This window comes from Mesorhizobium sp. M0910 (assembly GCF_040319465.1).
Classification (GTDB): domain Bacteria; phylum Pseudomonadota; class Alphaproteobacteria; order Rhizobiales; family Rhizobiaceae; genus Mesorhizobium.
The window spans coordinates 243,797-269,919 of the sequence record NZ_JAMYNZ010000007.1 but is presented as its reverse complement, the minus strand read 5'-3'; the positions used below and the strand labels follow the sequence as shown (position 1 = coordinate 269,919).

The 26,123-nt window shown below is 61.6% G+C and carries 31 protein-coding genes and 1 tRNA gene; 10 read left to right on the top strand and 22 right to left on the bottom strand.

The annotated features are described in order from the left end of the window. Positions 1-49 precede the first annotated feature (49 nt). Both NKH78_RS19605 and NKH78_RS19600 read right to left on the bottom strand, forming a co-directional pair. Entirely contained in the window at positions 50-529 is a 480-nt protein-coding gene (locus tag NKH78_RS19605) for a hypothetical protein (RefSeq protein WP_352505031.1), read from the bottom strand. Positions 530-539: 10 nt separating this feature from the next. Continuing rightward, positions 540-866, bottom strand: a complete 327-nt coding sequence (locus NKH78_RS19600; RefSeq protein WP_352505030.1) for an ElaB/YgaM/YqjD family protein — start codon at positions 864-866, stop codon at positions 540-542. Positions 867-1,149: 283 nt separating this feature from the next. Between NKH78_RS19600 and NKH78_RS19595 the strand changes: the two genes are divergently transcribed. Continuing rightward, complete coding sequence (locus NKH78_RS19595; protein ID WP_502896068.1) at positions 1,150-1,470, top strand: response regulator; 321 nt, start codon at positions 1,150-1,152, stop codon at positions 1,468-1,470. A gap of 29 nt (positions 1,471-1,499) precedes the next feature. Here the strand turns inward: NKH78_RS19595 and NKH78_RS19590 are convergent, their stop codons facing one another. Next, positions 1,500-2,051 carry a sigma-70 family RNA polymerase sigma factor gene (locus tag NKH78_RS19590; protein WP_023678544.1) on the bottom strand — a complete coding sequence of 184 codons (552 nt, stop codon included), beginning with the start codon at positions 2,049-2,051 and terminating at the stop codon, positions 1,500-1,502. A gap of 3 nt (positions 2,052-2,054) precedes the next feature. After that, positions 2,055-2,258: a NepR family anti-sigma factor gene (locus NKH78_RS19585; protein WP_023678543.1), complete on the bottom strand. Its 204-nt coding sequence runs from the start codon at positions 2,256-2,258 to the stop codon at positions 2,055-2,057. A 215-nt stretch (positions 2,259-2,473) separates the two neighbouring features. On the opposite strand from NKH78_RS19585, the gene NKH78_RS19580 reads away from it, so the two are divergent. The 5 genes from NKH78_RS19580 to NKH78_RS19555 all read left to right on the top strand — a co-directional run bounded on the left by NKH78_RS19580 (position 2,474) and on the right by NKH78_RS19555 (position 5,779). Then, positions 2,474-3,268: a response regulator gene (locus NKH78_RS19580; RefSeq protein ID WP_352476204.1), complete on the top strand. Its 795-nt coding sequence runs from the start codon at positions 2,474-2,476 to the stop codon at positions 3,266-3,268. Between the two features lie 238 nt (positions 3,269-3,506). Further along, entirely contained in the window at positions 3,507-3,671 is a 165-nt protein-coding gene (locus NKH78_RS19575; RefSeq protein ID WP_023678541.1) for a DUF1328 domain-containing protein, read from the top strand. A 190-nt stretch (positions 3,672-3,861) separates the two neighbouring features. Further along, positions 3,862-4,887, top strand: a complete 1,026-nt coding sequence (locus tag NKH78_RS19570) for a sensor histidine kinase (RefSeq protein ID WP_352883549.1) — start codon at positions 3,862-3,864, stop codon at positions 4,885-4,887. 130 nt (positions 4,888-5,017) lie between these two features. Next, positions 5,018-5,188 (top strand): hypothetical protein, encoded by a 171-nt coding sequence (locus tag NKH78_RS19565; protein WP_254816578.1) that lies wholly within the window; start codon positions 5,018-5,020, stop codon positions 5,186-5,188. 345 nt (positions 5,189-5,533) lie between these two features. Beyond that, entirely contained in the window at positions 5,534-5,779 is a 246-nt protein-coding gene (locus tag NKH78_RS19555; RefSeq protein WP_006328050.1) for a YMGG-like glycine zipper-containing protein, read from the top strand. Positions 5,780-5,878: 99 nt separating this feature from the next. On the opposite strand, the gene NKH78_RS19550 is transcribed toward NKH78_RS19555, so the two are convergent. The 4 genes from NKH78_RS19550 to xylF all read right to left on the bottom strand — a co-directional run bounded on the left by NKH78_RS19550 (position 5,879) and on the right by xylF (position 10,994). Beyond that, positions 5,879-7,501: a CHASE domain-containing protein gene (locus tag NKH78_RS19550; RefSeq protein ID WP_352883546.1), complete on the bottom strand. Its 1,623-nt coding sequence runs from the start codon at positions 7,499-7,501 to the stop codon at positions 5,879-5,881. A gap of 129 nt (positions 7,502-7,630) precedes the next feature. After that, entirely contained in the window at positions 7,631-8,431 is an 801-nt protein-coding gene (locus tag NKH78_RS19545; protein WP_254816576.1) for an ATP-binding cassette domain-containing protein, read from the bottom strand. Between the two features lie 15 nt (positions 8,432-8,446). Next, on the bottom strand, positions 8,447-9,811 hold the full coding sequence (locus NKH78_RS19540; protein WP_352505025.1) for a sugar ABC transporter permease: 1,365 nt from the start codon (positions 9,809-9,811) through the stop codon (positions 8,447-8,449). A gap of 142 nt (positions 9,812-9,953) precedes the next feature. Then, on the bottom strand, positions 9,954-10,994 hold the full coding sequence (xylF, locus tag NKH78_RS19535) for a D-xylose ABC transporter substrate-binding protein (RefSeq protein ID WP_352505024.1): 1,041 nt from the start codon (positions 10,992-10,994) through the stop codon (positions 9,954-9,956). A 285-nt stretch (positions 10,995-11,279) separates the two neighbouring features. Between xylF and NKH78_RS19530 the strand changes: the two genes are divergently transcribed. Continuing rightward, positions 11,280-12,524: an ROK family protein gene (locus tag NKH78_RS19530; RefSeq protein ID WP_352739577.1), complete on the top strand. Its 1,245-nt coding sequence runs from the start codon at positions 11,280-11,282 to the stop codon at positions 12,522-12,524. 9 nt (positions 12,525-12,533) lie between these two features. Here NKH78_RS19530 and phoB read toward each other — a convergent pair whose 3' ends face one another. The 6 genes from phoB to pstS are packed head-to-tail and all read right to left on the bottom strand — an operon-like array spanning position 12,534 to position 17,742. Next, positions 12,534-13,223, bottom strand: a complete 690-nt coding sequence (gene phoB / locus NKH78_RS19525; RefSeq protein WP_031212149.1) for a phosphate regulon transcriptional regulator PhoB — start codon at positions 13,221-13,223, stop codon at positions 12,534-12,536. A 16-nt stretch (positions 13,224-13,239) separates the two neighbouring features. After that, the gene (gene phoU, locus NKH78_RS19520; protein WP_254816572.1) at positions 13,240-13,947 is read right to left on the bottom strand and encodes a phosphate signaling complex protein PhoU; all 708 of its coding nucleotides are present in this window, start codon (positions 13,945-13,947) and stop codon (positions 13,240-13,242) included. Between the two features lie 32 nt (positions 13,948-13,979). Continuing rightward, positions 13,980-14,783 (bottom strand): phosphate ABC transporter ATP-binding protein PstB, encoded by an 804-nt coding sequence (gene pstB, locus NKH78_RS19515; RefSeq protein ID WP_254816571.1) that lies wholly within the window; start codon positions 14,781-14,783, stop codon positions 13,980-13,982. Next, complete coding sequence (gene pstA / locus NKH78_RS19510; protein ID WP_023720929.1) at positions 14,780-15,631, bottom strand: phosphate ABC transporter permease PstA; 852 nt, start codon at positions 15,629-15,631, stop codon at positions 14,780-14,782. Before pstA ends, pstB begins: the two co-directional genes overlap by 4 nt. A gap of 3 nt (positions 15,632-15,634) precedes the next feature. Beyond that, positions 15,635-16,624, bottom strand: a complete 990-nt coding sequence (gene pstC, locus NKH78_RS19505) for a phosphate ABC transporter permease subunit PstC (protein WP_254816570.1) — start codon at positions 16,622-16,624, stop codon at positions 15,635-15,637. Positions 16,625-16,683: 59 nt separating this feature from the next. After that, positions 16,684-17,742, bottom strand: coding sequence for a phosphate ABC transporter substrate-binding protein PstS (gene pstS, locus NKH78_RS19500; protein WP_352704327.1), 1,059 nt, complete (start codon positions 17,740-17,742; stop codon positions 16,684-16,686). A gap of 653 nt (positions 17,743-18,395) precedes the next feature. Here pstS and NKH78_RS19495 point away from each other — a divergent pair. Continuing rightward, positions 18,396-18,749, top strand: a complete 354-nt coding sequence (locus NKH78_RS19495) for a hypothetical protein (protein WP_254816568.1) — start codon at positions 18,396-18,398, stop codon at positions 18,747-18,749. Positions 18,750-18,833: 84 nt separating this feature from the next. On the opposite strand, the gene NKH78_RS19490 is transcribed toward NKH78_RS19495, so the two are convergent. Beyond that, positions 18,834-19,805, bottom strand: coding sequence for a DUF2865 domain-containing protein (locus NKH78_RS19490; protein ID WP_352687312.1), 972 nt, complete (start codon positions 19,803-19,805; stop codon positions 18,834-18,836). A 326-nt stretch (positions 19,806-20,131) separates the two neighbouring features. Between NKH78_RS19490 and NKH78_RS19485 the strand changes: the two genes are divergently transcribed. Continuing rightward, positions 20,132-20,347, top strand: a complete 216-nt coding sequence (locus tag NKH78_RS19485; protein WP_254816566.1) for a hypothetical protein — start codon at positions 20,132-20,134, stop codon at positions 20,345-20,347. 34 nt (positions 20,348-20,381) lie between these two features. On the opposite strand, the gene tolA is transcribed toward NKH78_RS19485, so the two are convergent. From tolA to NKH78_RS19465, 4 genes are all read right to left on the bottom strand, one after another. Beyond that, a complete protein-coding gene (gene tolA, locus NKH78_RS19480; RefSeq protein WP_254816565.1) occupies positions 20,382-20,786 on the bottom strand; it encodes a cell envelope integrity protein TolA in 405 nt (134 codons plus the stop codon). A gap of 359 nt (positions 20,787-21,145) precedes the next feature. Beyond that, a complete protein-coding gene (locus NKH78_RS19475) occupies positions 21,146-22,009 on the bottom strand; it encodes a glutathione S-transferase family protein (RefSeq protein ID WP_352687310.1) in 864 nt (287 codons plus the stop codon). Positions 22,010-22,036: 27 nt separating this feature from the next. Then, entirely contained in the window at positions 22,037-22,618 is a 582-nt protein-coding gene (locus NKH78_RS19470) for a VOC family protein (RefSeq protein ID WP_352687308.1), read from the bottom strand. A 417-nt stretch (positions 22,619-23,035) separates the two neighbouring features. Continuing rightward, a complete protein-coding gene (locus NKH78_RS19465) occupies positions 23,036-23,476 on the bottom strand; it encodes an SRPBCC family protein (RefSeq protein WP_352739579.1) in 441 nt (146 codons plus the stop codon). A 114-nt stretch (positions 23,477-23,590) separates the two neighbouring features. On the opposite strand from NKH78_RS19465, the gene NKH78_RS19460 reads away from it, so the two are divergent. Continuing rightward, complete coding sequence (locus NKH78_RS19460) at positions 23,591-24,658, top strand: adenylate/guanylate cyclase domain-containing protein (RefSeq protein WP_352739581.1); 1,068 nt, start codon at positions 23,591-23,593, stop codon at positions 24,656-24,658. 511 nt (positions 24,659-25,169) lie between these two features. On the opposite strand, the gene NKH78_RS19455 is transcribed toward NKH78_RS19460, so the two are convergent. From NKH78_RS19455 to NKH78_RS19445, 3 genes are all read right to left on the bottom strand, one after another. Beyond that, positions 25,170-25,244, bottom strand: a tRNA-Glu gene (locus NKH78_RS19455). 90 nt (positions 25,245-25,334) lie between these two features. Continuing rightward, positions 25,335-25,742, bottom strand: a complete 408-nt coding sequence (locus NKH78_RS19450) for a VOC family protein (RefSeq protein ID WP_352505017.1) — start codon at positions 25,740-25,742, stop codon at positions 25,335-25,337. After that, positions 25,739-26,122, bottom strand: coding sequence for a fimbrial protein (locus NKH78_RS19445; RefSeq protein WP_352505016.1), 384 nt, complete (start codon positions 26,120-26,122; stop codon positions 25,739-25,741). Before NKH78_RS19445 ends, NKH78_RS19450 begins: the two co-directional genes overlap by 4 nt. Position 26,123: the final 1 nt, after the last annotated feature.

Genomic DNA, 26,123 nt, shown 5'->3' with positions numbered 1-26,123 from the left:
ATTTTGCGACCGGCGCCAGAACCGTTTGCCCTGAACTATCCCCTCCGAACTATTCGGGTTTGCCGGTATCCGGATTATCCGAGCCGCGCTTCACATTCTCGCGGTAGATGGCGTAGGCAGCGAGTGCTATCGCCGGGCCGAGAATGGCGCCCAACCCGCCCTTCGCCAGGCCACCTTTGCCCTTGAGCAGCGCCGGCAGCACGGCGAGTGCCGCAGTGATGCCGATAGCCTTCATGTCGGCGTTGCGTCGCTTCGCCCGGCGCCTGGCGCGCGAGCCGGCCGACATCCGGTAGACGAGCAGGATGAGACCGGCGATTGCCAGAAAGCCGATCCCGAAGCTCAGGCAAGCTGCCATCGGCCCATAGCGGGCCGCCGCCCAGATATAGGCCGCCCCGACGAGGAACCCGAGGCCGCACAGCGCCGCGAGCGCTGCGACCGAATAGACAATCGCAGCGACGCGCACGCGTTGCACCGCCGCAATGGTTTCGCCCGAGGCAAGGCCCGAGATCAGCGATGCAAGCATTCCCATGCGTGCAGAACTAGCGGCGCGCGAGAAGCGCGAAGAGGAATCCGACGCCTGCGGCGATCGCCAGCGAAGTCACCGGTTTTTCGCGCATATGCGCTATCATCTGCGCCTCGATGTCCCTGGCGTTGGCGCGCAAGCTATCGAAGGCTGCCTCGCCTTGGGTTCGCAACTGCTCGACGCCTTCGGCGGCGGCTCGCCGCGCTGCCCCGTAGCCATGTTCGCCAGTTTTGGCCAACAGCTTGGTAAGTTGATCGATGTCGGCCTTCAATTGTGCGATGTCGGCCTCAATATCGGAATTCGTGCGGGCTTCGTTCCCGGCCTTACCTGCGGCAGTCGCCATTGCTTCACTCTCCATGATTTTGCTCGGTCGAAACGCCCGACAGACCCCAAGGTTCCGGCGCGAACCTCTTCTAACCCTATCTCCGGCAGCGCGCGTTGCAAATGCCTTGCATGGGCCGAGTCCGACGCATCCGCGCCGGCACGTCTTTTTTAAATGACAGCATGCCAAATAACGATCATGACTTCCCTCGTTTCACGATACGCATTTAAGGAGATATTGCTGCGTGCGCGCATCACTTGACGGTTTGCGGATTCTTATCCTGGAAGATGAGTTCCTGATTGCCATGGATATCGAGCAGCTTTGCCGCGACTACGGCGCGCTCAATGTGGTCATCGCCCGTGATCTGACTGAGATCGAACAGCAAGACGTTGCCGCGCAGTTCGATGTCGCCATCGTCGACCTCATGCTGAGCGGCGTTTCGACGCTCCAATTTGCTTCGCGGCTGCGTGAAGCGGGCATCCCGTTCGTCTTCGCCTCGGGCTATTCGGATACCGATGAGATCAAGAAATCCTTTCCCGGCGTCAGGCTGGTCACCAAGCCCTATTCGGGAGACGATCTCCTCGAGGCAGTGGCGGCGGCCTGCAGGCGAACGCCTCTCCGCTGAGGCGCGGAGCGGTTCGAACACGCCGCGCCTCACGCAGCCGTCGACCCGGTTACCTGAGCCGAAATTGCGTCCGGGCCATACTCGTCTTCACCGGAGATCTTCAGGATTTCCTGCAGCCGTGTGCGGGCGCGGCTGACGCGGCTCTTGATCGTTCCGACGGCGCAGCCGCAGATCTCGGCCGCTTCCTCGTAGGAGAAGCCCGACGCGCCGATGAGGATAATGGCTTCGCGCTGGTCTTCTGGCAGCAATTCGAGCGCGCCGCGAAAGTCCTCGAGGTCAAGCTGGCCGTGCTGGGCCGGGTGAACGGCAAGCCTGGCCGTCATGACGCCATCGCTGTCCTGCACCTCGCGGCCGCGCTTGCGCATCTGCGAATAGAATTCGTTGCGCAAGATCGTGAACAGCCATGCCTTCAGATTGGTGCCGGGCTGGAAGCTTTCATGCTTGTCCCAGGCCTTGACCAATGTTTCCTGCACCAGGTCGTCGGCCTTGTCGGCGTTTTGCGTCAGCGACACGGCAAAAGCCCGCAGGCTCGGGATCGAGCCGAGCAAGTCGGTCTTGAAGCCCTGGGAGACGGCCGCCATGCCTCAGTCCTTCTTTTGTACAGGTTCGGCCTTTTCCAACTGGCTGAGCAGTTGGGCGAAGCGATCCGGCACATTGTCGGAGACCAGCTCGTCGTAGTATTGTTTGAGTTTGCGGCCGATTTCCGAGTTCGGCCCAAGCGGGTCGCGGGAAGCAGCCCGGCGCCCGTTGCCAACGCCACCCATGGTAGCTTTCGTCATGTTCTTCATTCGCCCTTTTGTCCCAGCCTTAAGCCGCCCTTCAACACATAACGCAAGGCAAGCGGCAGCCTCGTCTGGTTGCCCAACCCGCCCTTAAACGCCAGCCCATATACTTAGTTCCGCATGATCGGAACTTTTTCGCAGAACCTGCGTTTTCACCCTTGGGCCCTGCGAACCGTTTTTAGCTGTAACATGCATCACGTCATATGAGGGAGACGTCCAATATGAGCCTATCAGCAACCATCGCTCCGCACCTGCCGTTCCTGCGTCGCTTCTCGCGCGCTGTATCCGGATCGCAGGAGAGCGGCGACGCGCTGGTCGCCGCAATGCTCGAGGCCATCATTGCCGATGTCGACATCTTTCCGAACGCATCGAACGACCGCATCGCGCTCTACAAGGTCTTTGCCAAGCTCTTCACCTCAGTGGCCATTCGCGTTCCGCAGGAGCATGCCCAGTCGGCATGGGAACAGCGTGCCGCGGCCAATCTGAATGCAATTGCGCCTCGTCCCCGCCAAGCCTTTCTGCTGGTCGCGGTTGAAGGCTTCAGCGAAGACGAGGCGGCGGAGATTCTCGACGTCGACGAACAGGAATTCTCCGAACTTCTCGCGCAGGCGAGCAACGAGATCTCCCGCCAGGTGGCAACCGATGTGCTGATCATCGAGGATGAGCCGCTGATCGCCATGGATATCGAGGAAATGGTCGAAAGCCTCGGCCACCGCGTCGTCGGAACGGCGCGCACCCACGCCGAGGCGGTGGCGATGTTCGGCAAGACGCGGCCAAAGATGGTGCTTGCCGATATTCAGCTTGCCGACGGCAGTTCGGGCATCGCGGCCGTCAATGAGATCCTGTCGTCCACCTCGGTGCCGGTGATCTTCATCACCGCCTTTCCCGAGCGCCTGCTCACCGGCGAGCGGCCGGAACCGGCTTTCCTCGTCACCAAGCCGTTCAACCCGGATATGGTCAAGGCTCTTATCAGCCAGGCCCTGTTCTTTGACCGGCACGCGAAAGCCGCGGCATGAACAGCGGGCGGCCGAGTTGCCGCCGCCAGGGTGTGGGATAGCCACTCTTCTTGGACCAGATGGGGCGTGACGCCGGCTTAACATACGCAGCCAACTGCTGCCGAACCTGACGAGGACCTTTTCGCACACATCCCAGCAATTCGGGCCGTAACGATTTTCAGCATCGTCTTTTTCGGGAAATGGTGGAACAGACGGAGGCGAATCACGTTTTCACCGCAGCATTGGAAGGAGATGGATCATGCTTTACTGGGCGCTCGTATTTCTAGTCGTGGCGATCATCGCCGGTGCGCTTGGTTTCGGCGGCATCGCTGGCACTTCGGCCGGCATAGCGCAGATATTGTTCTTCATCTTTCTCGCCTTCCTGATCATATCGCTAATTGCCGGCCTGATCAGACGGGCGTGAATGCCAGCGGCCATTCAAGCGAACACTGGAAGCCGCACCCCTCAAACGGTTTCCAGCCACCGCCGGGCAGTGTCCTCCAACGGGATGCCGCTCGGCGGACCGCTTTTAGGGCTTGATCCGCAGCTCCTCCTTTTGGAACCCATTTTTCCGTGAGCCGTTCAGCCTGACGTGGGTTGAGCAAAATTGACCGATGCGTTCCAGAGTCGGAAAAATGAAAGACCGCGGCCGGAGTGATGAGATCATCGCTTTGCATCCCGGAATGCAGCTTGGCCGGGCCCTTCTCCATGCACTGCACAATACCGGGATTTCCGTTCTATACCAGGATCGCGAGATGAAAACTGTGTGGGCGCGCAACATGCGCGCACCATGGACTTCCGATGCCTCCGACAACAACGGCATCTTGCCGCCGGCGCAGGCAGAGCGTATCGGCGCCGCCAAGCACGACGTCATCGTCTCCGGCAATCCTCAACATCTCGAACTCAGCGTGCCGGCCGATGATGGCGCCCGCTGGTTTCAGGTGTGGATCGACGCCGACCGCAGCGACACCGGCGCGGTGCAGGGCGTCGTGACCACCATGGTCGAAACAACCGAGCAGAAACGCCGGGAGCAGACGCTGAAGGCGCTGCTGCGTGAAGTCAGTCATCGCTCCAAGAACCTTTTGGCCATCATCCAGAGCATCGCCACCCAGACAGGCCGTTATTCCGGCAGCATTGACGATTTCCTGACGCGTTTCCGGGGCCGATTGCAGTCGCTGGCCTCCTCGCAGGACCTGGTCACGTCATCCAACTGGCGGGGCGCAGCGCTGCGCGAGCTGGTTTCCGGTCAGGTCGGCAGGTACGGCGCGGACCCCGTACACAGCCTGCGTTTCCGCGGCGCAAATCCATATCTCAACCCCAATGCCGCCTTGCACATCGGCTTGGCCATGCATGAGCTCGCCCTCAATTCGGTCAGCTATGGCGCGCTGTCGCGCAGCGACGGTTTCGTCGAGGTGACGGCCGATCTGACGGCAGCTTCCGCTGGCGAGCCTGCGCTGTCGCTGACATGGGCCGAAGTGATCGGAGCCAACGACAATCAGCGCAATGAGAAGCGTTTTGGCAGCGTCGCGCTTGAACGCGTCGTACCCACATCGTTGAATGGAACGGCGACACTTGAGATCACCGGGAACCGCCTCGAATACCGCCTTGTCGTTCCTCACGGCAATTTCGAGACGGATTGAACGAGCGGCGGCCGCCGCGAGAAGGCTTCTGCGCATCGCCAACTTTAACCGACTGTTCACCATAAAGTCCGATCCTGTCCGACGTGTCGATCCATCGATTGAGTTTGGCACAAAATGAAAGGAATGGGCCTTGACGGCTGCCGACTTGAACAGACTGGAACAGGCCGCTCGCGTCTCGATGGGCGGTTTTCAGGATCCTGAAGCGTCCGCAGCGCCCGCGCCTCGTGCTTCGCCCCTCCGCTTCGCCGCCGTCGCGCTTATGGTCGCGATCGTCCTGACCGCCGCGTCCCAGCTGATCTGATCGAGCTCGCCTCTGCTTGACCGCTTTGAAACCACTGCCCGAGTACTCGGCCGCGCCCATTCGCGGTCACCGACCTGCAAGGCCAAGCCCAACATCTCGTCGCCAAATGCCTTGCCGTCGATCCGGCGCTCGAGGACGACTATGACAGGATGGTCTGGAACGTGCGTCCCGACGGCACGCTCGATCCGTCCTTGGAGATTTCCGGGTTCGTGGTAGCATCAAACGGCGCACGCCCCGAAAAAGACTATCTTAATCAACAATGAAATTGTGCGGGCAAAGGCCGAACTTTCATGCTAAATGGCGGCTGGAGCTTATTAAAGTGAGGACAAAAGTGAGGATGACTCCATGCGGAAGATGATTATTGCCATGGTTGCCGTGGTTGCGGTCAGCGGCTGCACCACCACGGAAGAGAACGTGGGTATCGGCACTGTGGGCGGCGCGCTCATTGGTGGCGCTGTCGGCGGCGGCAAGGGCGCTTTGATCGGCGCCGGCGCTGGTGCGATTGGCGGTCTGCTGGTTCGCCGTCTGCAAAATGGCTACTGCCAATACAGAGATCGTCACGGCCGGATTTACACAGCTCGCTGCAACTAGTTTCGAGCTCCAGGCGAACAGCAAACGCGGAGGCAGGCCACCTGTCTCCGCGTTTGCCCTTTCAAAGCGCTGTTGCGACGCAGCCCACAAGATGGCGTTTCAGGCCGGCAGCGGAACCTTGATTTCCACGTTCAAGCCATCTTCGCGAAAATCGCGCCTGATTGTGCCACGCAATTCACGTGTGATGTTGAGATCGATCAGTCTGGTGCCAAAACCGCTCTTTGCCGGTGTCGCGGGCTTCTTCTGACCGGCCTCGCGCCAGTTGAGAGCCAATGTCCGGGCGCCGCTACCTCCTTCGAGCGACCAGTCGACCTTCAGCGCACCGACTGAATTGCCGGCTTCGCCATGTTTCAGCGCGTTAGTCGCCAGTTCGTGAAAGACGAGGCCGAGTGCCTGCGTCGTCTTTTCATCGAGAAGAACCTGCGGTCCCGACAGCAGCCCTTCAGGAAGCTCACTGCCGAACACCTGGCCTAGCTCGATGCGCAGCAGGTCGCCGAGATCGGCTTTCTGCCAGCGTGAGCGCGTCAGCATGTCCTGGGAAGCCGCCATCGCCTGCAGCCGGGCCGAGAAAGAAGCCGAGAATTCCTGGACGTCGGTGGTGTGCGATGCTGTCTGGCGCGCGATTGCCAGCACCCGCGTGATCGAGTTCTTGATGCGATGCTTCATCTCCTGCAGCATCAGGTCTTTTTCCAGCAGGCTCTTTTCGGTCGTTTCGTGAAGCAGCGAGACCGCCTCATAGGCCCGCTCCTGATAGCGGGCCACCAGCGCGATGGCGCCCGCAAGCAGCAGTCCGAACAATCCGAGCATCACCGGGATGGCGCGCGAGGAAGGTTGCGAGAAAGCACTTGTCGGCCTGAACAGGACGACCCACGGCCGGCCGGCGACGGTGATCTTGCGGGTGACCAGCAGCCTGTCGCCGAGGCTCGAAACAGGCGGCGTTTCCGATTGGAACAGCAGGTTGTCGCTGTCCACCGTGCCGTCATAGATCTCGGTGTTAACCGGCAGCAATGGTGCCCGACTGAGCGCAGCCTGGAACAGGTCACGGGCGCGGAAGGCCGCATAAAGGAGGCCGGCAGTCGAGGATCTCGCCGCGTTCACGGCGTCCGGCGCGGTTTCGACATTGAGCCGGACGAAGACGAGGAACCCGGTAAAGGTCTGCGCGGCACCCGTATCCTTGCCGAGCTGCACGAGCCCGCTGGCGTGCTGCTGGTCGTCGGCCATCGCCTTTTCGATCGCCTCGCGCCGCGCCGGCCCGGTGAACATGTCGTAGCCGATGCTGGATTTGTTGGACGGATCCAGCGGTTCGAACAGCACGATGGGCGTACGCCACGGTAAGTTCGTGTCGGGGTAGATCGGGTGGCTTGCGCCGTGATCGTGCAGGATGTCGCGCTCGACCGCCGCCTCGTTGCCAGTTTTCGCCAGGCGGAGGAAACCGATGCCGCGCAGACCGGCGAAATTATTGTCGATGTCGAGCGCGTTGAAGAAAGCCTTGAACTCGCCTTGCGAGATACCGCCATTGCGCGCGTCGAACAGCGCTCGCGTTGCGCGCAGCAGCGACAGGTCCAGGTCGATGCGGCTTTCGATCCGGTTAAGCGCGTCGTCCGCCGTCGCCTCGAATTTAATGCGGGCCGCCTCCTGGGTGGCAAAATAGGCAAAGCCCGCCATCGTCAGGCTGATCAGCGCGACGGCGATAAAAGCGACGGTCGGAAACAGCTTCTTCAATTGCAGATACGTCCCGTGGACGGTTCGGCATCTTTATGGGCAAGTCCCGACGCCAACACAATGCCCAGGCCAAAGCATGGTGACGACTGGCACATTTTGGCGGCTTGTGATTAGCCGGCTAATTCTCGTTCATGCGGCGATCTTCAGCGCGCCCGGCCCCGGAATGGCGCCGGGTGGGCACTTGCCGAGGATGATCATACCGAGCACTTCGTCCTGGGTGACGTCGGTTGTGCGCGCCGTGCCGACAACCCGACCGTTCTTCATGACGCAGACACGGTCGGCAAGCTCGAACACGTCGTGAATATCATGGCTGATCAGGAAGATGCCGATGCCGTCGGCCTTGAGCTGCTTGACCAGTTCGCCGACCTGCGCCGTCTCTTGCGGCCCAAGTGCCGCCGTCGGCTCGTCCATGATCAGGATGCGAGCATTGAACAGGATGGCGCGGGCGATCGCCACCGACTGCCGCTGGCCGCCCGACAGCTTTACCACCGGCTCCTTGAAGCGTTGGAAACGCGGATTGAGCCTGCCCATCACCTTGCGCGCCTCGGCCTCCATGGCGACGTCGTCGAGCGTACCCCAGCCGGTCATCAGCTCGCGGCCGAGAAAAAGGTTGGCGGCCGCATCGACATTGTCGGCCAGCGCAAGCGTCTGATAGATCGTCTCGATGCCGTACTTCTTGGCGTCGCGGGGGTTGGAGATCGAAGCCTCCTCGCCGTTGACGAAAATCTGGCCCGCATCGCGCTTATAGGCGCCGGACAGGATTTTTATCAACGTCGATTTGCCGGCACCGTTGTGGCCGAGCAAAGCCATCACCTCGCCCGGGAAAAGATCGACCGAGGCATCGTCGACGGCGCGAATGCCGCCGAAGGCGATCGAGATGTTGCGCATGTCGATCAGCGGCGTGCCCGTGGGAGCGGTCTTGTCGGCCATGATCGTTCCTCCTCCCTAAACGCGTTTGCGATAGACGGTATCGAGCCAGACCGCGAGCACCAGCACGGCGCCGACGACGATGCTCTGCAGCGGTGAATCGATGCCGAGCAGCACCATGCCGGATTGCAGCGACTGCATCAAAAGTGCGCCGAGCATGGCGCCGAGCACCGTGCCGGAGCCGCCTGCAAGTGACGTGCCGCCGATGACCGCGGCGGCGATGACCAGCAGTTCGTCTAGCGTGCCCAGCGCATTGGTCGACGAGTTCTGCCTGGCTGACGAGATCGCCGCGGCGATCGTCGCCAGCACGCCCATGATCATGAACACCTTCATGGTCACCCAACGCGTGTTGATACCGGCAAGGTTGGCGGCTTCCGGATTGCCGCCGATGGCGAAGACATAGCGGCCGAAACGGGTACGCTTGGTGATGAAGGTCATGATCAGCCCGACGGCCACAGCCATCAGCACGGGTATGGCGATGCCATGGGCGATGAACAGCCCGCCTTCGGGAACTGTTATATTGTTGGCCGCCGCGTATCTGTTCACGATGCCGACCGGCCAAGGATAGGAATTGGCGAGCCATATGGCGCCCATGATGACAGCGCAGGTGAGGACACCGAGGAACGTCTCGGCCCAGATCGGGCGCAACGGAAAGCGGAACCGCTTGCGCTGCACCCGTCCGTTGAGCAGCATGAACACAACCGCCAGGCACGCGATAATTCCGACGATCCAGCTCCATCGCGCGCCGATCGAACCCGCCGGCCCACCGCCCATCAGCTGGAAAGTGGCATCAAGCGGCGCAATCGTCTGACCGCTGGCGACCCACCATGCGGCACCCCGCCAGACCAGAAGGCCGCCCAGCGTCACGATGAAGGCCGGCACCTCGAGGTAAGCGATGATGTATCCCTGGAACGCTCCGATCAGAAGGCCGAGCGCCAGGCCAATGGCCAGCGCCAGGATCCAGATCCAGGGGTTGCCGAGTTGTAGACCGATCATTCGCACCAGGAAATGCACCTGCGCAAAGCCCATGACCACGCCGATCAGGCCTTCGGCGGAACCGACCGACAGGTCGATATTGCGCATGACGATAACCAGCACCATTCCGGCGGCCATTATGGCCACGGCGGAAGTCTGCACCGAGAGGTTCCAGAGATTGCGTGGCGTCAGGAAGGTCCGGCTGTCGAAGTCGAACGGATTGACGCCGAGCCGTACGCTGGAAACGACATGCAGGCCGACCCAGATGACCAACAGCGCGCCGACCATGCCGAGCATGCGGGTGTCGATCTCGGTTGCCTTGAGAAACCGGGCAACGATGCCGAGCTCGGATTCCCGCGCCCGGTCTGCCGTGCTGTCGACCGGCGTGTTGGAAGTCGTGTCGGTCATCATGTTTCTCCCGCCGGGTTGCCGTCTGCCGCGGATGCCGGAAGCAGCCTAGAAGTTATCCGCCGGAAGCGGAAAAACAATTCTTTTTGAAAAAACGCCGCGGCGAGCGGCCGCGGCGTTCGGACTTCTCGGAAACGTCGGCTCAGTTGCAGACCGCAACAGTGCCAGCCGCCACGCCGGCGCAGACCTCTTCTTTCTTGATCCAGCCGGCGTCGATGACGACGTTGAGGTTATCCTTGGTGATGGCGACCGGAGTCAGGAACAGCGACTTGACCGTGTTGCCGCCGGGCGTGGTGAAATCCTTCACGCCGGCAATGTCGGTCATCTGCTTGCCGTCGGCAAGCTGCGAGGCGATCTCGGCGGCGTTCTTGCCGAGCTCGCGCGCGTCCTTCCACACCGACACGGTCTGTGTGCCAAGCGCGATGCGGTTCAGTGCGGCGTGGTCGCCGTCCTGGCCCGAGACCGGAACCGATCCGGCCAGCCCTTGCGCCGTCAGCGCGGCGACGACGCCACCGGCGGTGCCGTCATTGGCCGCGACCACGGCATCGACCTTGTTGTCGTTGGCGGTCAGGAACTGTTCCATGTTCTTCTGAGCGTTGGCCGGCAGCCAGCCGTCCGTATAGGCCTCGCCGACATTCTTGATCTTGCCGCTGTCGATGGCCTCCTTCAGCACCTCCATCGAACCGGCAAACAGGAAATCGGCATTCGGATCGGAACCCGAACCCTTGATGAAGACGTAGTTGCCTTCCGGCTTCACCTTGAAGACTTCGCGGGCCTGCATGCGGCCGACTTCCTTGTTGTCGAAGGTCAGATAGAACACGTCCTTGTTCTCGATCAGCCGGTCATAGCCGACGACCGGGATGCCTTCGTCCAGTGCCTTCTGCACGGCCGGCCCGATGGCCGAGGCATCCTGTGCCAGGATGATCAGCGCATTGGCACCCTGCGAGATCAGGCTCTCGACGTCGGTGAGCTGCTTGCCGGGGTTGGACTGTGCGTCGGCGGAAATATACTTGTCGCCGGCGGCCTCGATGGCCGCCTTCATTGCGGCCTCGTCGGTCTTCCAGCGCTCTTCCTGGAAGTTCGACCAGGAAACGCCGATGACCTTGTCTTTCGCCTGCGCCACCGACGCCAGCGCCAGCGTCATGGCGACACCCGCCAGAATGGCGGTCGTGAATTTCTTCATCATATCCTCCCTGCGCCGCGTACGGCGTGACCAATTGGCTCAAAGACCAGCTTAGAAGCTCTAATTTTTTCGAGCCTCGAAAAAATACTGGCCCGATCTCCGGCTGCTGTCAACATCGATTCTGATGGATTTTGATGACTGTGCGAGTTTTTTCGAGCGTCGGAATAAACGATGACAGCGCCACCTGCATCTGACACTATTTGCCGCATCCGACACTATTTGTCGGACATTACCGACGGCTTCCGGTTCATGAGCGGCCGCGGCAACCGGGAGGAAAGCAAAACGATGTCGGTCGGAATCCGCCATGACGATTTGCGCCGGCGCAACCGGGCGATGGTGATCTCGGCGGTGCGCCGGGCCGGCCAGCCATCGCGTACGGAGATCGCAGCCACCACCGGCCTCAGTCATTCAACCATATCGGCGATCTCCTCCGACCTGATACGGGAAGGCATCCTCGCCGAGAGCAAGGCAAGTGAGCCCGTTTCGTTGAAACGCGGTCGTCCACAGGTCGGCCTCGCCCTCAACCCGGAAGCGGCGGCGGTGCTGACCGTGGTGTTGTCACTGAATTTCCTGTCGGCCGCCATTATCGACTATGCGGGACAGGTGGTCGCCGAGGAACAGCGCCGGCTGGACACGCTGACCATGCCGCGCGACGAGCTGATCCGCGAATGCATGGCCATCGTCCGGCGCCGGCTTGAGGACCCAGACCTTGACGTCCGCAGTGTCGCCCGCATCGCCCTGGCGATTCAGGGCATTACCGACTCCCCTGCACGCGCCATGCTGTGGTCGCCGATCACGCCGCAGACCGACATCGCCTTTGCCGACATGCTGGAGGACGAATTCGGCATCCCGGCCACGGTGGAGAACGACTGCAATATGATGGCGGTGGCTTTGCGCTGGCGCAATCCGGATCGCTATCGCGACGACTTCATCGCCATCCTGCTTTCGCATGGCATCGGTATGGGGCTTGTGCTGAAGGGCGAACTGTTCACCGGGACGCATTCCTCGGGCGGCGAATTTGGCCACATGATCCATCGTCCGGGCGGCGCGCTCTGCCGTTGCGGGCGGCGCGGCTGCATCGAAGCCTATGCCGGCAACTATGCCATCTGGCGCAACGCCAGGCAGATGAGCGAAGACAGCGAACCTATCGCCGACGTCAGCGACGCCGACATGCGCGCGCTGGCCGCCCGCGCGCGCGAGAAGGATGGGCCGGAACGCGAGGCCTACCGCAAGGCCGGCGAAGCGCTGGGTTTCGGTCTCGGCTCGCTGTTCGCGCTGATCGATCCGGCACCGGTCGCGATGGTCGGCGCCAGTGCCGCTGCCTTCGATCTGATCGAGCCGGCCTTGCGCAAGGCAATCGCCCAGACCGCCGGCGGCCAGCACTCGGGCTCGATCTCCTTCGATACCGAGCCGAACGAATTGCCGCTGATCCGCGAAGGCTGCGCGATGCGGGCGTTAAGCTTCGTCGACCAGGAGATTTTCGCGCCGGGCGCGCAAATGAGGCCCGGCGTCAGAAAGAACGTCGCCTGACCAGGCGGGTCAATCTTCCCTGATCGCATAGCCGGCACCGCGGATGGTGCGGATGACATCCGGCATGCGGCCGTTATTGACGGCTTTGCGCAGCCGCCCGACATGGACGTCGACGGTGCGTTCGTCGATGTAGATCGTCTCGCCCCAGACATTATCGAGCAACTGGCTACGCGAGAAGACGCGGCCCGGATGCCGCATCATGAACTCGAGCAGTCGGAATTCGGTCGGCCCGAGCCGGATCTCGCTCTTCTTGCGATAGACCCTGTGCGATTCGCGATCGAGCACGATGTCGCCGACCTTCAACACGCTGGACAGCACTTCCGGCTTGGCGCGCCGCAGCAGCGCCTTGACCCTGGCCATGAATTCCGGCGTCGAAAACGGTTTGACCAGATAGTCGTCGGCGCCGGTCGAAAGACCGCGCACCCGGTCGCTCTCCTCGCCGCGCGCGGTCAGCATGATGATCGGCAGCCGCTCGGTTTCGGGGCGCACGCGCAACCTGCGGCAGAGCTCGATGCCGGAAACCGCCGGTATCATCCAGTCGAGCACCAGAAGGTCGGGCACATTTTCCTGCAAACGGATCTCGGCTTCGTCGCCGCGTGTCACCACCTCGACCTGGTAGCCTTCGGATTCGAGATTGTAGCGGAGCAGCACGCCCAACGGCTCCTCGTCCTCCACCACCATTATGCGTGGTGCGATCATCGGCTGGGCACCCCCATCATGTCACCGGCGCGGACATTGTCGTTTCGTCCTGCTTCGGACGATTGACGGGCAATTGCTCGCCGGTCAGCACATAATACGCATTCTCGGCGATGTTGGTGACATGGTCGCCGATCCGCTCGAGATTCTTGGCGCAGAACAGCAGATGCGTGCAAGCGGTGATGTTGCGCGGATCTTCCATCATGTAGGTTAACAGCTCGCGGAACACGGACGTGTATTTGACGTCGATACGCTCGTCGGCGGCGCGCAGCTTGGCCAACGCGGCCGCATCGCCTGCGGCATATTCCTCGATGACGCCCTGCACCTGGATGAGCACCAGCTGCGCCATCGCATCGATGGAATGCGATAGGTCGCGCGGCGTGACGCTGAGGCCGACCGCGCTCACACGCTTGGCGATATTCTTGGCAAGGTCGCCGATGCGTTCGAGGTCGCCGGCCATGCGGATCGCTCCGACGACATGGCGCAGATCGTGAGCCATTGGCTGGCGCTTGGCGATCAGGGTGATGGCGCGATCGTCCAGTTCGCGTTGACGCGCGTCCATGATGGCGTCGTCGGAGACGACGCGCTGCGCCAGCACGTTGTCGGAATTCAACAGGGCCTTGGTCGCCCCGCCGACCATCGAACCGGCGAGGTCGGCCATGTCGCGGATCAGCTTACTGATCTGCTCGAGATCCTCGTCGAAAGAAGCGACTGTGTGTTCGCCCATGGTCCTGTCCTCATATGCATGATCGGAACGGCTCAGCCGAAGCGGCCGGTGATGTAGTCCTGCGTGCGCTTCTCGCGGGGCGATGTGAAGATCTTCTCAGTCCGGTCGAACTCGACCAGTTCACCCAGATACATGAAGGCGGTCTGGCGCGACACGCGCGCCGCTTGCTGCATGTTGTGGGTGACGATGACGATCGTGTAGTCGGCTTGCAACTCGTCGATCAGTTCCTCGATCTTGGCCGTCGACAGCGGGTCGAGGGCCGAAGCCGGTTCGTCGAGCAGAATGACTTCCGGCTTCACTGCCACGGTGCGCGCGATGCAGAGCCGCTGCTGCTGGCCACCGGACAGGCTCAACCCGCTGGCGTTTAGCTTGTCCTTGACCTCGCTCCACAGCGCGGCCCGCTTCAACGCTTGCTCGACGCGGCCGTCCATCTCGGACTTGCCGAGATTCTCGTAGAGCCTGACGCCGAATGCTATGTTCTCGTAGATCGACATCGGGAACGGCGTCGGCTTCTGGAACACCATGCCGATCTTTGTCCTGAGGAGGTTGAGATCCTGCGACCGGTCGAGAATGTTCTTGCCGTCGAGCAGCACCTGGCCCTCGGCGGTCTGTTTCGGGTAGAGCTCGTAGATGCGGTTGAAGACGCGCAGCAGCGTCGATTTCCCGCAACCCGAAGGGCCGATGAAGGCTGTGACGCTGCGCTCGGGCAGCGACAGGCTGATGTCCTTCAGCGCCTTACTCTGGCCGTAGTAGAAGTTGAGGTTCTTGACCTCGATCTTCGTCTTCTCGGTGACCGTTTCGGTCATCGTCATGTCTGGGGACAACATCTGTGTCATCTGTCCTCTCTGCGTCCGGTAAGGCTGCGGGCGAGGATGCTCAAGCCCAGAACCGTCAGGGTGATTATGAGTGCGCCGGTCCACGCCAGTTGCTGCCATTCCTCGTAAGGGCTGAGAGCGAACTGGAAGATGGTCACCGGCAGGCTGGCCATCGGCGCGTTGATATTGCTGCTCCAGAACTGGTTGTTGAGCGCGGTGAAAAGCAGCGGCGCCGTCTCGCCGGAAATGCGTGCTATCGCCAGCAATATGCCGGTGACGATGCCGGACAATGCGGCGCGGTAGGCGACCGAACGGATCACCACCCAGCGTGGCGCGCCGATCGCGGCACCGGCTTCACGCAACGCGTTCGGCACCAGGTTGAGCATGTCTTCAGTGGTGCGCACGACCACCGGAATGACCAGGATGGCAAGCGCCACGGCGCCGGCAATGGCCGAGAAATGTCCCATTGGCCGCACCATCAATTCATAGACGAACAAGCCGATGATGATCGACGGCGCCGACAACAGGATGTCGTTGATGAAGCGGACGACGGTGGTGATGCGCGAAAAGCGTCCATACTCGGCCATGTAGGTTCCCGCCAGCACGCCGATCGGCGTGCCGACGACAACGGCGATGATCGTCATCAGCAGGCTGCCCGCGATGGCATTGAGCAGGCCGCCGGCTTCGCCCGGTGGTGGCGTCATCTCGGTGAAGACCGCGAACGAAAGCCCGGCTGTGCCCTTATAGACCAACGCACCGAGAATGAGCGCCAGCCAGGCAAGTCCGATGCCGGCGGCGACGACGCAAAGCGCCATCATCACCGAATTCCTGGCTTTGCGGCGGCTGTGGAGCGATGAGGATGTCGACATCGGTCAGGCTCCCGTACGGGCGTCGATCCGCATCAGCATATAGCGGGCGGCGGCAAGGATCAGGAAGGTGATGACGAACAGGATCAGGCCGAGCGCGACCAGCGAGGAGGTGTAGAGGTCGCCGTCGGCCTCGGTAAATTCATTGGCGATGGTCGCCGAGATCGTCGTGCCCGGTGCGAACAGGGAGGCACTGATGCGATGCGCGTTGCCGATGACGAAAGTCACCGCCATGGTTTCGCCGAGTGCCCGGCCGAGGCCAAGCATGACGCCGCCCATGATGCCGATGCGGGTATAGGGAATGACCACGCGCCGGGTCACTTCCCAGGTCGTGCAACCGATGCCGTAGGCCGATTCCTTCAGCACCGCCGGCACCGTATCGAAGACATCCTTGGTGATCGAGGTGATGAAGGGCAACACCATTATGGCGAGGATCAGCGCCGAGGTCAGAAGGCCGATGCCGTAAGGAGGGCCGGCGAAAAGGCTGGATAGTCCCGGCACGCCGTGGAAGATGTTGATGATGAAGGGCTGTATCGTCGTCTGCAGGAATGGCGCGAACACGAACAGGCCCCAGATACCATAGATGATCGAGGGAATGCCGGCCAATAGCTCGACCGCTATGCCGATCGGGCGCCTGAGCGGGCGCGGGCAGAGCTCGGTGAGAAAGATCGCAATGCCGATGCCGATCGGAACCGCGATCAGGATGGCGATGGCCGCCGTCACCAGGGTGCCGTAGATCGGCGCCAGTGCGCCAAATTTTTCCGTGACCGGATTCCAGCTCTCAGTCGTCAGGAAAGAAAAGCCGAAGGACGACAGCGCCTGCCATGAGCCGGCAAACAGCGAGATCGCGACACCGCCGAGGATGACCAGCACAAGGATTGCGGAAGCGCGGGTGAGTCCGCGAAATATGGCATCTGTGAGCGCGAAGCGCCGCACCGTAGCGTCCCTGGCCCGGGCTGCTGCAGATGATGGCATGGCATCGGAAGCGATGGTCATTGGGTCCTCGCGATTAAAGGCAACAGGGAGGGCGCCGTCGACGCCCTCCCTGGAGGAGATTACATAGCCGAGTAGAGCGGCTTGCCATCGTCGCCGACGACTTCCTTGGCCCACATGGCCTTGACGCTCTCAACCACCTTGTCGGGCATCGGAACGTAGTCCAGCTCGCCGGCCATCTCGTCGCCCTTGTCATACGCCCAGGCGAAGAATTTGAGCGCTTCGCCGGTGGTCGCGGCGTCGTCCGGCTTCTTATACAGGAGGATCCACGTCGCCGCCGTCATCGGCCAGGACTCGGCGCCCGGCTCATTGGCGAGGATCACCCCATAGCCCGGCTGCGAGCTCCAGTCGGCATTGGCCGCTGCCGCCGAGAACGCGGCTGCGGTGGGCTCGACCTTCTTGCCGTCCTTGTTGATCATGTCGGTGTGGGTGAGCTTGTTCTGCTTGGCGTAGGCGTATTCGACATAACCGATCGCGCCGCCGGTCTGGGAGACGTTGTTGGCAACGCCCTCATTGCCTTTGGCGCCGATGCCGACCGGCCATTCCACGGCCTTGTCGACGCCGACCTTTTCTTTCCAGTCCGCGCTGACGTCGCCGAGGTAGTATGTGAAGTTGAACGTCGTGCCCGAACCATCGGAACGGTGAACGACCGCGATCGCCTGCGAAGGCAGCTTGACGTCGGGATTGAGCTTCTTGATCGCCTCGTCATCCCAGCTCGTGATCTTGCCGAGGAAGATGTCGGCCAGCGTCGGGCCGTCGAGAACCAACTCGCCCGGCTTGAGGCCTTCGAGGTTGACGACCGGAACGATGCCGCCCATCACCATCGGGAACTGAGCCAGTCCGGACGCTTCAAGCTCGTCGCCCTTGAGCGGCGCATCCGAAGCGCCGAAGGTAACGGTCTTGGCCTTGATCTGCTTGATGCCGCCGCCGGAACCGATCGACTGGTAGTTGAGGCCAACGCCGGTGTCTTTCTTGTAGGTGTCGGCCCACTTCGCATAGATCGGGTAGGGGAAGGTGGCGCCGGCGCCGGAGATGTCCGCGGCGAGCGCGGCGGACAGGGTGAGGGTGGTCGTCGCCGCCATTGCAATCGCAACGGCCGCCGAGCGGATGAAATGTCTCATGTGGCCTGCTCCTGTTCGGAATATGGTCTCTCGGCGCCATTCCTCCGGCGCCCGCTGAGGCCAATAGCCCCCGATTATTACAGTCGCATGACAGTTTCATGTCGCTCCGGTAACGTCGTCCAGCCGGGTTAAGAAGGAGCGGCCGCGGGCTTTGTCGGCATGGGCCGCGGTTTGCCGCTGGAATCAGCAGCTTGCGTGATTTCCGGCCGGCATCGTCGGCTCGGCGATCGCAGCCACCGGCTTTAAAAGAAAAAAACCGGACGGGAGCGCGTTGCATGCAGCCAGAACGTGTCATGGCCGCGCCATCGCCGAAACAGGTCCGTTGGGGTAAATCTGACCCTGTTTCTTGCCGGCGGTCGCTGCTCCCGCCCGTAACTGGAGGAGCGGAACTTCGAACATCCCATTGTCGCCACTGAGCGCGGCTTTGGTATGGTGCGATCGCACCATGGCCTTACGCTGGAAGCGTTGACGAATCGCAAGTTTCTAACTCGCGCTGGATCCCCATTCGCGCCCGACTCGGCGCTCGATCTTCGAGCAAGGCCTTCGACGGGAAGCGCGACGACTTCTACTTCACGGTATCTACTCCCTTCGCCCTATTCCGCCGGTTGTCGGTTAGGCCGAAGCGGCGTTATAAGCTTGCAGGGGTATTGCTGATGTCTCGACGGATTCTGCCTGTCTTCCTGTGCCTGGCGCTGCCTCTGGGAAGCGGCTGCGCTCGCAGCTATGACGGCACCGTGATCATTCCCAAGCCGCTCGATGTTCGCCGGTTCTGGGACCGGCCTTCGCCGCAGGCGCAAGCCGAACAGTCGCAACTGGAGACCGACGTCTTTCCAGTGGCGCCGCAAACGACGAAAAGGCCGGCGATGCGCAGGAATGCAGCTTCCGTTGCAGCGCCACGGAGGAGGGCCACCAACAACCCACCCGTGCTGTCGCCGGAGCCGACGAAGGCGCTAACTTGCAGGAACGTCAGCGAGCCCGGCAAACGTGCCCGCATGGTCTGCGAATAACCAGCCGACGTCGGTCGACGGCCCTACGCCTCGAAGCGGCTATCCGGTCAAAAGTTCGCCGTCTCGGAACATCGCCCGCCTGAATCAGTCCGCCGGGAAAAAGGCCGGCCCGACCACTCTCACCGGCCGCGCGCCGATCGCCGTTTCGATCGGCTGATGCTGGGCGGCGCCTTGCACCTCGGCAACAGGCGTTTTTGCCTCTGCGGGAACGGCACCGGCGGTTTCGATCCCGGATTCAGGAATTTCCGCGACGATGCCAAAATCCGGCTTTGCCGTCGGCAAGGGAATGATGGCGTTGGTCATGTTGGCCGGTGTCACGGTTCGTGCCCTGAGTTCGGCGACGCGCCGATAATAGCGCTTGACGTCGCAGGCCTTGAAGTTCGCGTCGTCGCGGTACCGGAACGCGGCAGGTAGCTCCACATAGGGTTTTCCCGACTGGAGCGCGACCATCTCTTCAGTCTCGCGAGTGGCGTCGCTCAGCGTGTAGAGGTCGACGCCGGCATCGTCGCAGATATAGCGGCACTGATCGACCGTTTCCTTCAGATCGTCGCTCTTGGCGAACTGCGATTTTGGCGCGGGGAAGAAATATCCGTCCGACAAGCGAACGCAAAACAGCATCCGATTGCCGCCCATTATTGTGCCTGCGAACTGGGGTTTGGGTGCTGTGCGCTGCTGCGCCGGCTGTTTCTTGGCAGCGGGGGCGGCGCAGCCCAGCGCGACAAACCTGGCCTTCAATCCGGACGTGTCCCTGCCCGAATTCGACAGTCTGGCGATCTGGCGTTGCACCTCCGCCTTGCTGGCGACCAGGTCGGCGCAGGGGTTGAAGAAGAAGCCGGCCGTTTTTGCCGTGCATCGGCGTTGTCTCTCCAGCTTTTGAAGCGCGGCGAGTTGCCGGCGCAGTCGGGCAAGCTCGGGGCTGGTCCCGCCGCTGCGCCCCGCCGAAAACAATTGGCTCCTGATAGCACCGCAGCTATCCGCGTAGGAGAAGGATGTCCCGAGCGCAATGGCTATTGCCGACACCAGCATCAGAATCGTGAGGAACCAGAAGCGTGTCATTGGAACGACCATTGTCCTTGTTGCACCGAGAACAGGATTTCTTTGTCGACTATGGATAAGTGCTGGCTAAATCAGTTATACCTAATTGAATTAGACCACAACACCATCGGAGACTTCAGTTCTAGTGTAGTAAATCCACTCGCGTGAATTCAATATTACATTTTTATTTCAAGATTGAGACGAACCGGCAGCAACGACGCCCGCCACGGCGAAATTTGAAGCGCGCGGCTGGTTCCGCACCGCGATCAATCCGGCGTTGCCGGCCGGCCGTTGCTGAAACCTTAGCCCCAGGTTCGGCGTTGAGCGGCCAAAGGAGGAGACCGAAGATGTCGATCCACTTCACTGTCGCGGGGCTGACCAGGAATCTGTTCCATTCACTTGGGCTGGACCATGAACGCGCACCAAGGCCACTCGATCACGAGCAGAGGCTTTTGCTGGAGTGCTATCTCGCCGGCCAGATTCCGGAATCGGCCTGGAGCGACTATGTCTTCGAGATGCCGGAACTGGCGCGACATGTCGAGGCCAGACGAAGCCGCCACTAGATCCCGAAAAGTGGAATCCGGTTTTTGGAAAAGATCAAGGCGAAGCCTTCACTCGCGGTGCAGCCTGTTCTTGTTTGGGCGAGTTGAATTGCAGAGTGAACACCTTGCCCGGGATGCCTTGAGCCAGCGCCGGTGAAAAGCTCAACGGCAGGCAATGGTCCACGGCCGCGACCGCCGCGTCGACAAAAGCTTGGCGCGCCTTCTCCTCGCCGGCGACGCGGATGGCGGTCGGCTTGGGCCGGCCGATCAGCGTGCCATCGCGCCTGAAGCTGAAGCTCAGGGTGACGGTGGAATTCCCGGCATTCGCCGGAGGGGTCCAGCACGCTTGGATGGCAGCCCCGACCTCGGGCATGGTGTTGAGCGTCGCTGCATTCGATTGACCGGTTGCGCCCACCAGCATGGCGCCTGCAATCACGATCATTCCAGCAATGCTTTTCATGGCAGGGCCTCTGTCCTTGAACCGCCCTCGAGGACGGGACGAACTTCGATGGTAGGGCCGACGGCGGCGATGACAAGATGGCGGCGACGCGTTTCATCAGCCATGCAGGCGTCGTGAAACGCCGTCTGGCGCAACTTCGGCAGGGGCTGAAATAAGCAAAAGGCCGGCGCGCAGCCGACCTTTGCTTCCCATCCGCGCCAGTACATCCGTGGTCGCGGGCTGGAGGTGGATTCAGTAGAAAGGGTTTAGGTTAACGAAACCTTAAGCTCCCCACATCGTGCAAACAGGGGAGATTAAAAAAATCCCCAATTCATTACCGGCTCCTGCAGACGTGCGGACGACCGCTATTGGCATGTGCCTCAGGCGTTGGCCTGCGACCTCACATAGGCGATATAGCCGCGCACGTCGCCGGCCGGCTCGGCATAGGCCTTGCCGAGCTTCTTCTCGATCGCCGCCATATAGTCTTTTGCCCATTGGGGCAACGCATAGTCGATGACGGCGAGGAACTCGAGCGTCGCCGCCAGACGGATGTCGGCGATCGACGGGTCCTTGCCGCCGATGAACGGCTTGCCGTTCCTGAAGAAGGAGTGAAACACCTCCAGCGGCTCGGCTATCGCTTCTATAGCGGCCTTCTGGGCTTCCGACTTCTTGTCGGGATGAGCGTCGCTGTGCCCGACCTCGCCGGCATATTGCGGGAAATTCAGTGCAGGATAGGTGGCGCGCGCCACATAGGGGTAGAGCGTCCCGATCAGGTAGAACATGGCACTGTCGATCATTGCCCGCTTGGCCGGCGCCTTGGGATATAGTTTCTCCAGGCCGTGCTTGTTGGCGAGGTACTGCATGATGGCGCAGCTTTCCCACAAGACACCTCTCGGCAGGCCCTTGTCCTCGATCATCGGCGTCAAATGGGCCGGGTTTCGCGCCATGTATTCGGGCGAGCGCGTGAGGCCCCATACGTCGGTCTCGGAATGGTCGAGCCCGGCGGCGCGTGCAAACACCCGAACGCTCATATTGTTGACGCTCGGCTTCAGCATGCTGAGCGTGAGCGCCGGCTTTTTCGCCGGTTTCGCCTTGGCCTTCGCGGTCTTTTTGGTGGAGACTTTCGTCGCCGGCTTTGCCACTTTCGCCGCTGACTTGGCGGCGGCTTTGGCCGCCGGCTTCGCTCCTGGCCTGGCTGCCTTGGCCGCGGGCTTCTTTGCACTCATGGTTGCTGTCTTTGCCATTATATCCTCCCTTTGTTCGGCGTGCCGTCAGTACGGATTTTTCGGTGCGCGATCCTCCGACAAGGTCGTGCGCGAACGCTCGACCAGCGCCTGGATCGCATCGGCAAGGTGCACTTCGGCGATGTTGTAGTCGCCGCGCGCGACACGCAGCTTGTGCGCCTGCATCAGCACGTCGGCATGGCTGAAGCCGGCCGGCGGCTCGAAGCGGTAGGAGGCGAGCTCGATCAGCAGGCCGAGCGGATCCTCGAAATAGATCGAGTCCATGAAGCCGCGATCCTTGACGCCACTGTGCTTGATGCCGCGCTCGTCGAGCCGGGCGACCGCCTGCAGGAAGGTGACGCGCGACACCGCAAACGCGATGTGATGCACGCAGCCCGTATCGGTCGGCGTGCGCCGTTTCTCCGGCGTGCGGCTCTCGTCGGTGAAGACGGTGATCAGCCGGCCATCGCCCGGATCGAAATAGAGATGGCTTTCGGTGGCTTTGTCGAGGTTGGGCTGCTCGAAGATGAAAGGCATGCCGAGCACGCCCTCCCAGAAATCGATCGAGGTCTGACGCCCGGCGCCGACCAGCGTGATGTGATGAACGCCTTGTGACTGCAGCTTCTGCATCTGACTCCTCCCGGCCACGCCGTCTTGCCGCCGAACGGAAGTTCGGATGCCCAGTCGCGCTTGGATCGGCGCCCGGCATGTGACCGCGCCCGGCCTCGCGCGCCTGCGCTCCGCATTCCGCATCCTGTAGGAGTTCGGCCGGAGCTTTGATGAACGGATGCTAATTCAATCCGAGGCGTTGCGCCAGAAGCGCTGAGTTTTAAGAACTCCACGCAGGCGCCAAGAGCAGCACCGGGATCGCGGACGCCTTCGCCGAGCTCGCTGAAACGATCCGTCGCCGGCAGCTGTAATGGTGCGGCGGCCCGCAGGTCGCTGGGTTTCCCGAGCGGCCGGTTTGGCGACTGCAGGTCAAAGGGGCCTCGTTGACGCATGCCGCGCCTGGTTCGGATTACGGGCATCCGCGGCCCTTAGATGAAATCACATATTCTTCATCGGCACGTCGGGGCCGACATGTCCCCCATCGGCAGTGATCTTCAGCCTTGAGAGGTAGTGCTCCCATCCCCTTCGGTGGCTGTCACGCTCCTTTGCGTTCGGCAGTCCGCTGTGCGTGAAGCGGATCAGTGTCCCCGCATCCCTCGCGATCAGGTCGATCTCGACATGACTGGAGCCGGGCGGCACGGTCTCGTTGTCTTCCCAGCCAAAACTGTAGGCAAGACGGTGGACCGGGATCACCTCGGTGAACTCACCGCGCGCCATATGGCGACCACCGACATTGACGAGGAACAGACCGCCCGGCGTTGCATCCAAATTCGCTTCGGTCCCGATCCATCGCACGATCTGGTCCAGATCCGTCAAAAGCGCGAACACGGTCGCTTGTGGCGCGGCGACCTCAATCTCTGTGTAAACCGATTCCGCCATAGCTCACTCCAGGTCACATCCGCATCGAATACCGTGCTATTTAAGCGAATATGGGGAGTTGCAAGAAGATGTTCGAGGCGTAAGCATAAGCCGGTGCCGAGTGACCTTCTACCGATGCTTCTCGCAAAGTCGCTTTCATTCCTTCTGGACGACGCCGCGCATATTGGCGACGGTGGGCGACTTCTATTGCAGCTCTCAACGCATTTGATGGAAGACGGCTTGCCGATCATCGCCGGCGCGCTGGCGCAGGATGCTCCCGACCCAATCATTTCACGCCGTATCTGGCTCTGGCGAGCGCCTGGGGGTGAAGTGGTCGAGGCTTTGGGAATAGGCGCCGACCGTCAGAATGCCGATCCCCGGCTCGTGCTGCGGGAGTGGCTTGGCACGACGCGGGCGATCATGTTCGACGAGCGAGCGGGCGGTGTCGCACCGACTTTGGTGTGGGCCTTCGATCATACTCCGGATGAGGCGCAGTCAGAGCTGCTGCGGCAAATCTCCCGGTTTGCTGCGGCTCCGATGACCGCACTCGCAGAACGGTCCGCGAAACGCGCATTGCTCGAAGCATATTTGGGAAAGCGCAGTGCAGCACATGTACTCAACGGTCATTCTCGTCGAGTAAAGGGAGAGACGATACGGGCTGCGCTTCTGTGCGCGGACCTTCGAGGTTTCACTGATCTATCCGAGGTTTATGATGCAGACGAGATCGTATTGGTACTTGATGCCTGGTTCGATTGCGTCGCCGGCGCGGTGCACGCATTTGGTGGTGAGGTTCTCAAGTTTATAGGTGATGGCGTCCTCGCGATTTTCCCGATTGGCGAGCGCGATGCAAATGCCGCATGTGACGCTGCGGTCCGAGCCGTGAAGGCTACGCGCGCCGGGATAGATCATCTCAACCAAACTCGGCGCCGCAATGGCGGCCCTGAGCTCGGATATGGCATTGGCCTGCATGTCGGCGAGATACTCTGGGGGAATATCGGCACTGCCGGCAGGTTGGACTTCACCGCGATCGGCAAGGCTGTAAATCTTGTCAGCCGCATCGAAGGGTTGTGCAAGCCGTTGGGACGGACGGTGCTCGCGTCGACAGTGTTCGAAGCAGAAACTACCGAGCCGATGATCGCCATGGGCAGTCATCCGCTCGGAGGAATAGCAGGCGCGCAAACACTTTTCGGCTTGCCGGAATAGATCGAATGGTTGAGCGCGCCGTGGATGTGTCGTTCGCAGCACATCTTGGTATCGTGCGAAACCATGAGAGAAGTTCGAACGGCAAAGAAACTACGATACTGCAACTGGAGTATGGCGCGTTTAGAGCCCAGCCATGCGCGTCGCGCGCAGCTTCGCTGGCCGGTGCTAAGGGCCGAGTATTCCCGGCATCCACCCTTCAAGGGAGAGGCGCCTTCGCCGAGCTCGCCAAAACGATCCGCCGCCGGCCGCTGTAGCTCAGGTCGGCTCCAGGCAGTGCCGACCAGCGTGATGGACGCCTGGCGATTGTAGTTTCTATATCTGGCTCCTCCCCGCGTGGCATCGACTGCCCTGTTCAGCGCGACGTTCTGCGCGCCGCTAATTCTGTGCCGCAAGACCCATGATGCAATACTAATGCAATCGGCTCCGCTGCGTCAGAAGCGGCAATGAGCCAAATCCGCCGCGACCTAGGCGATGGATCGGATTGATGGTTTGCCGCGAGCTTGGAGAGACTTGGTACGCCCAAGGGGAATCGAACCCCTGTTCCCGCCGTGAGAGGGCGGTGTCCTGACCGCTAGACGATGGGCGCGTTCAAGAACCGGCGATATAGGCTGACGGCTGGGAAAAAGCAACTAGGCTCAGGGCCACTGCTCGCACAGACGAAAAATCCGTTGCAAGCCTATCGTTTTGGCTCGATCAGGTCCCAGAGATTTCCATAAAGGTCGGCGAAGACCGCGACCGTGCCATAAGCCTCATGGCGTGGCGCTTCGCGGAACTCGACGCCTTTTTCGAGCATCAGCGTATGGTCGCGGGCAAAATCGTCGGTTTCGAGGAACAAAAAGACCCGCCCGCCGGTCTGGTTGCCGACGGCGTGCCTTTGCGCATCGCCGGATGCTTCGGCGAGAAGCAGCCGCGCGCCCTGCCCTTTGCCCGGCGTGATCGTGACCCAGCGTTTGCCGCCGCCGAGATCGATATCTTCGGTGAGCACAAAACCCAGCCGGTCGACATACCAGGAAATCGCCTCGTCATAATTTGCGACGACAAGCGCGACCGTGGCAATGCTGCGGTGTTCGGCAAAACCGGTCATTTGTTCCTGATCGAAAAACGGCCGACGATGCGGCGCTCGGTAATGTCATAGACGAAGATGGCGCGGCTGCCGTCGGGCAGCTCGGCGTCGATCGAAAGGTGATTGCCGGAGAGCGATTGGCTGACCACCCTGGCGCCGACCGGCAGCACGATGTCGCCGTTGACCGGCTCGCCTGCCGGCACCTGGAAGTCACTGGTCAACGGCGGGGCGGCAGGCGGCGCGTTGCGCGCTTTGTAGACAAGTGCTGCTATCACCACCATAAGGGCGAGGAACAGCAGGCCGAGATTGATGGCGACGAAGCGAACGAGCTTCGTCCGCACCTTTTCGACCTCGGGGTCGAGTGGCTTTTCCTCGTCTTCGTCGGCAAGCGGCCGGGCCATG